The 6,371-nt window shown below is 27.2% G+C and carries 5 protein-coding genes; all 5 read right to left on the minus strand.

Features of this window, described 5'->3' with window-relative positions; genetic code table 11:
* The 5 genes from CRV02_RS08550 to CRV02_RS08570 all read right to left on the minus strand — a co-directional run bounded on the left by CRV02_RS08550 (position 1) and on the right by CRV02_RS08570 (position 5,913).
* The gene (locus tag CRV02_RS08550) at positions 1-1,665 is read right to left on the minus strand and encodes a mechanosensitive ion channel domain-containing protein (protein WP_258239267.1); all 1,665 of its coding nucleotides are present in this window, start codon (positions 1,663-1,665) and stop codon (positions 1-3) included.
* Entirely contained in the window at positions 1,662-2,702 is a 1,041-nt protein-coding gene (gene aroB / locus CRV02_RS08555; RefSeq protein WP_129089978.1) for a 3-dehydroquinate synthase, read from the minus strand. Before aroB ends, CRV02_RS08550 begins: the two co-directional genes overlap by 4 nt.
* A 130-nt stretch (positions 2,703-2,832) precedes the next feature.
* Positions 2,833-3,477, minus strand: a complete 645-nt coding sequence (locus CRV02_RS08560) for a thioredoxin domain-containing protein (RefSeq protein WP_129089979.1) — start codon at positions 3,475-3,477, stop codon at positions 2,833-2,835.
* A gap of 55 nt (positions 3,478-3,532) precedes the next feature.
* Positions 3,533-5,146, minus strand: a complete 1,614-nt coding sequence (locus tag CRV02_RS08565; protein ID WP_129089980.1) for a diguanylate cyclase — start codon at positions 5,144-5,146, stop codon at positions 3,533-3,535.
* A 56-nt stretch (positions 5,147-5,202) separates the two neighbouring features.
* Entirely contained in the window at positions 5,203-5,913 is a 711-nt protein-coding gene (locus CRV02_RS08570; RefSeq protein ID WP_129089981.1) for an SIMPL domain-containing protein, read from the minus strand.
* Between the last annotated feature and the right edge of the window lie 458 nt (positions 5,914-6,371).

The following is a 6,371-nucleotide window of genomic DNA, read 5'->3' on the forward strand; positions in this document are numbered from 1 at the left end:
TTATACGTCCGGTAAATCAATTGGTGGTGTTCTTGTTCCTGTATTAGAATTAACAGTTTGAGTAGGATATGCGATATGAATATCATCCTCTTTCATAAATGCTTCTAATATCTCAGGAGACATTGTACTTCTAAGTACTAGTGCTGCATAAGAGTTTGTTAAATACCAAGAAGAAATTACAATACCATAAGACTCAACAAAAGTATAAACTCTTGGTTCTACACCTGTTGCTCTTAATTGATATTTACTTCTCATTTTAGATAATTGCTTTCTTGTAATATCAGTATATCCCTTTGAGTAGTGTTTTAAAATCTCTTTTGCAATATGTTGTGCTTTTTTATGGTTTGAATCAAAAGTAATTGTAATATCAATACCATCCCAAACCGTTCTAAGCCCTGAGTGAGTATAGTTAGCAATCATCTCAGAGAAAATGTAGTTGTTTGGAATAAAGAAAATTCTTCCTGTTCTTCTATTTACTGTATATGAAGTTAATGTAATATCTTCTCTAACTGTTATTTTAAACAGTGAAATATCAAGTACATCTCCAACTACTTCAAGTCCATTTCTAGTAACTTTGATTCTATCACCTACATGAATAGAACCTGATGTAACAATAACCATCCATCCAAAAATAGACATAAACCAATCTTTAAGGGCAATAGCAATACCCGCAGATGCGAAACCTAGGATTGTAACCACATAAGATACGTTATCAATATATGAAAATAAGATGATAATCACAATAAAGAAAACCACAAAGAAGTTGATTACTTTGTTTGTCATATAGTAGTTTTCATTTTGAGAAAAATACTTTTTAAGTGCAAGTTTGATTAAGAATGTAATTATAAATAAAGAAACAATAATCATAGCAATATTAAATATCTTCTCAACTTGATTTGAAATCTGTGATTTTGTTTCTAAGATTACTTGTTCTATTTTTCTTGTATAAACCTCTTCAGTAGTAGATACAATTTCAAGAACCATATGGAAATCTTTTTTCTCTTTATCTAAAAAATTTATCTCTTCTTTATACTCTGGTTTTGGGTCAGTATTATAGAGGTCAACATAAGCATATAGTTTCTCATCAAGTAAGTTTGTAATCTCTGAAATTCTTTCTTCTATTGAAGAGAATTGCTTTTTGTTGTTTTCTAACTTTTTGATATATGAAAGTGCATTAATTATTCCAAAAGGGTTTGTAATAGATTCATAACTTTCTATCTCTGGTGGATTGATTAAAGAACCAATAGGAGAACCTTTGTATTCAGCGATTAATTCTAACTCATTTTCCTTAATTCTAATTTTATTATTAAGTTGAAAAATTTTATCTTCATTTTTTGGATTTACTTTTTCAACTGTATCTTTTAAATCATCTAATTCAGAAGAGATTCTTCTATAAGCATCATAGTTACTATATCTTTTTAGTAAAATATTATTTTTAAGTTCAGAGTCAATAGCATCAATTCTATTTTTTATCTCTGTGATTTTTGCTCTTTTCTCTTCAGCTTCTTTTTGTTTTAGTTTTTCTTCTTCAATCTCTTTTAATCTTTTTTCTTCAATTGCTTCAATATCAGAAAGTTTATTTACTACAGTTTCTGATAAATCTTTTTGTGCGAATGAAGAAGTTACAAAAAAAGCTACTAATAGTAGTTTGAAAATATTTTTCAATTTGAAAACCCTTTTAATACTTCGATTACATCATCTTTTGAAATCTCATCTGTGATTTCACAATCTCCAATACCTTTAGGAACTATAAATTTAATTTTGTTGTCTAATGATTTTTTATCTAAAAAGAAATGCTCATAAAAATCTTCTACATCTTCTATCTTATAATCAGTTGGAATATCATATTTTTCTAATAGTTTTTTTACTCTTACTGCTTCTTCTTCACTCATGTATCCAATTTTACAAGCAAGTTCATTTGCCATAACCATACCAATTCCAACAGCTTCACCATGTAAGTATGTATTATAGTTTGTTTCATTCTCGATTACGTGACCAAAAGTATGGCCATAGTTAAGAGCAGCTCTTAAACCTTTCTCTTTTTCATCTTGACAAACAACCCATGCTTTAGTTTCTACTGATTTTGCAATAGCTGTTTTAATATTTTCTTTATCGTTTAAATCATTTTCTTCAAGCCAAGAAAAGAAATCTTTATTGAATGTTACTGCCATCTTAACAATCTCAGCAATCCCTGCTCCAAACTCTCTTTTTGGTAATGTTGTTAAAAAGTGAGGGTCAATATTTACTGCTATTGGTTGATGGAAAGCACCAATTAAGTTTTTACCAAATTTATTATTTACACCCGTTTTACCACCAACACTTGCATCAACTTGAGAAAGAAGTGTTGTAGGAACTTGAACAAAGTCAATTCCTCTTTGATAAATTGAAGCAGCAAAACCAGTCATATCTCCAATAACACCACCACCAAAAGCAATAAGTAAAGAGTTTCTATTTAGCTTTTGTTCAAAACAGTATTCTAAAATATCTTCAATAGTTTTCATATGTTTATACTGTTCACCATCTGGTATTGTTACAACAGACAACTCTTTTGCTGAAATTTTTTCTTTTAAATACTCTAAATGTAAGCCACTAACAGTTGGGTTTGTAACTATTACAACCTTCCTGTCAAAATATTGTTTTTCTAGTGTATCAATTATGATATCATATTTAGTATTATCTGGTAGAGAAATATTTACAATCATTAAAAATCCATAGTTTATAGTTTTTTAAATATATTATCTAAAATTTATTGAAAATGGGTTAAAAGGCGAAGTTATAAGAGTTTTCTAAATACTTTATGATTAAAAATCATAAAGTATTTATTGTAAAGTTTTATAGTTCAGAGTTTATAAGTTTTTTTAGGTTTTCTAAGCCAAACTCTTGAAGAGCTTTTCCATTTACAAAGTAAGATGGAGTTTTATCAGCTTTTAAAGTTTCTGCATCTTTTAAATCTTGTGCAATTCTTTCATCTGCTGTTTTATTATTGTTCATAAATTCAGCCATTTTTTCCATGTCTAAACCTTTTACATTTGCTAATAAAGCCCATAATTGCTTAGGTTGAACTACATGATGTTTTATCCAATAAGATTGTGTTGCAAACATGAACTCTAAAGTATCCATAAATAAACCTTGCTCTCTTGCACCTTCAAGCATTTTTACTGCATAATTTGAATTTTGATGAAATGGTGCGTATCTAAGAACTAATTTAATTTTTTCTTCATTCTCTTTCATTATCTCTTTTACATAAGGATGGAACTGTGCACAAGTACCACAAGCAGGGTCAAAGAACTCAACTAATTGAACTTTTGCATCTTTATTTCCAACAACAATAGAATATGGTCTTTGGAAAACTAAAGCTTCACTTTTTGAAATATTTTCATACTGTTCAGATTGCTTGTTTTTATAAACATAACCAGCAACAAAAAATAGTGCTAATAAAGCAACTATTGATACTAAAACTACTTTTTTATTTTGCATTAAAAAGACTCCGATTTTATAATTTTGATTATTTTAACATAGTTTTGTGTAGAGTTTATGGAGCACTTATAATAACAGTATTCCGTCCACTCTCTTTTGCTTTATAAAGCAACTCATCACTATTTTTATATACTTCATCTATATGTTTTGATTCATCTTTTAAAATAGTCAATCCAAATGATGCAGTAACAACATTTAAAGGTGGATTTTTTTCATGAGTAATCCTAAGATTTTCAATATCTTTTCTTCCTTGCTCTGCTAACTTTTCAATATCACTTTGCTCTTTTGCACTAATTAAAACTCCAAACTCTTCTCCACCAAGTCTAAAGATTTTGTCACTTTGTCTTTTAAAACTTTTTTCTAAGCTTTTAGAAACTTTTATTAAAACATCATCACCTTTTTGGTGTCCATAAGTATCATTATATTTTTTAAAATTATCTATATCTAAAATTAAAAAAGCAAAATACTTATTATCTCTTGAACATTGATTTATATAATCTTTTGAAATTTCGTTAAAATATCTTCTATTATAAAGTCCAGTTAAACCATCAGTAATAGAAAGCTCATAAATTCTTTTTTTATCTGTTATATCTTGTCTTACAGAAGTAAAGTTTGTGATATTTCCTTCTCTATCAAAGTTTGGTTCTATTACTACTTTTACCCAATAAAAACTACCATCTTTTTTAAGGTTTTTTATTTCACCTTTCCAAACTTTCCCTGCTTTTATTGTACTCCAAAGTTCTTCATATAGAGATTTTGGCATTTCTGGATGTCTTACAATTTTATGGTTATTTCCAATTAGTTCTTCTTTTGTATATCCTGAAATCTCACAAAAAGCTTGTGATACATTTAAGATAGTTCCATTTTCATCAGTATAAGAAGTTATTATATTATTATCAATTACTTCAGTATAGTTTCTAATATCACTTATTTGTTTCATATTAGAAAAAGTGTTAAATAACTTTGCCTTTAACTCTTCTTCTAATAAAGGTTTTACTAAAAAATCAGTTGCTCCATTTTTGTATAAATTCACTTTTAAGGCATTGTTATTATCTGAAGTCATAACTAAAATAGGAACAGCATTGTTAATATTACCTTTTCTAACTTTTTTAATAAACTCTAAACCATTCATTTCATCCATATAATAATCTGTAATAATTAAAGAGATATTAGGGTTTTGTTCCAGCTGTTTTAATGCGGATTTTCCACTGTTTGCAACACTTACATTTAATAAAAGACCTTCAAGACTATTTTTTAATTGTGAGACTACAGTTGCAGAATCATCAACAATTAAAACCTCCATATTTCTAACGTATAATAATAAATTTGCTAATCTGTAAGCTTTTCTTAATTCATGGATTGACTCTTTTGAAATATAATCAATCACACCCATTTTTTTAATTTTTAAAATCGTTTCAGCATCAATTTTTGAAGTTAAAACTATTGTAGGAGTTTGATTAAATTTTAGTAAGCTTAATAATTCGCCATTTAAAGCATCTGGTAAAACTAAGTTAGAAATAGAAACAAAAAACTTATGATTATCAATTAAGTCTTTTGCTTCCTTTAAGCTCTTTGCAATATAAACTTCATAATAATTTTTTTTTGCAAATAAATCTTTTAGCACATTTAAAATAACCGTTGAGTTATCTATTAAAAGTAATTTCTTCAATATTTCTCCATTCTAAAAAAGTAATAGCATGGTATAATATTAAACTTTAAATAGATTTAATCAACTAAATAATACTCAACTGTAGATACTACTCTTATTTTTTTGATATGCTCAGTGTTTTTGTCTCTTGCTCTAATAGAGAACTGGCCCTGTGATGCTTTTTTGATTTTTCCTAAATTACTCTTAGAGTCTTGTGCAAATTTTAATGCAGTATCTCTTGCACTTTGTGTAGCTTCTTCAACCATCTTTGGTTTTACTTCATTAAGTTTTGTAAACAGATATTCAATTCTTGTATCATAATCATTTTGCATAAAAGTAATACCCTCTTTTCCAAGTGTACTTAATTCTTTCATAGCTTTTTGAGCCAATTCAATATTGTTGGAATAAACAACTACTTTATTTGAGCCACTATATCTGAACTTTACTCTATCACTATTTCCATAACTTTGAGCAAACTTATCATTAACTGAAGGAGCTAAAATAGTAAGTTCTTCTTTTTTAAAACCTATTTTTTCTAAAAAATCTAAAATCTTCTTTGTATCATTTTCTAACTCTTCATAAAGTTCACTATTATTGTTTGAAGCTTTAATAAATTTTATTGGCCAAATAACCAAATCAGCCTTTACTTCTTTCTGTGCTAGTCCTTTTACAACTACTGTTCTATCTAACTCTTTATAAGAAATAAATCCTTTACTCAAAATCAAAGCCATGATTGTCAAACCAACAACAAAACCTAAACCAATTATCATACTACTTCTAGTTGTCATAATAACCTTTCTATAAATAAATTGTAACTTTCAAATTTTAGTTAAAAGAAGATTATTTTACAAAAAAATATAAAGTAATATCAACAAAGAGGAAAGAAAGTGCTAGTTTTATAATTAGGATAAATAGATAGATTTTAGTATATTTAATAAATATACCACTAAAGAAACACTATTTATTTATATACTTCTTGAGTACAAAAAATATAGATTTATTAAAAATCATATATTTTGTTACTCCTACTATTTTTCGTTAGAGACTTCTTATATATTCATTAAATAAATACAAATACATTATCAAATATATAAAAAGTCTTTTTCGGCTATTTTTTAATTGAAGATAAGAAAAGTAGCAGTGAGAGTACTGCTACTTTAATAAAGTTAAACTTTTTCATTAACCTACATAAACTCTTGCAGAGTCAAAGAAAGATAAGTATGCAGATAATGCAGCCGAAGCTAAT

The sequence above is a fragment of the Arcobacter sp. CECT 8989 genome, assembly GCF_004116715.1.
Classification (GTDB): domain Bacteria; phylum Campylobacterota; class Campylobacteria; order Campylobacterales; family Arcobacteraceae; genus Halarcobacter.

Bases quoted from the DNA above. Each gene is read 5' to 3' on its own strand.
- aroB (WP_129089978.1), bottom strand. From the start codon at position 2,702: ATGATTGTAAATATTTCTCTACCAGATAATACTAAATATGATATCATA.
- CRV02_RS08570 (WP_129089981.1), bottom strand. From the start codon at position 5,913: ATGACAACTAGAAGTAGTATGATAATTGGTTTAGGTTTTGTTGTTGGT.
- CRV02_RS08560 (WP_129089979.1), bottom strand. From the start codon at position 3,477: ATGCAAAATAAAAAAGTAGTTTTAGTATCAATAGTTGCTTTATTAGCA.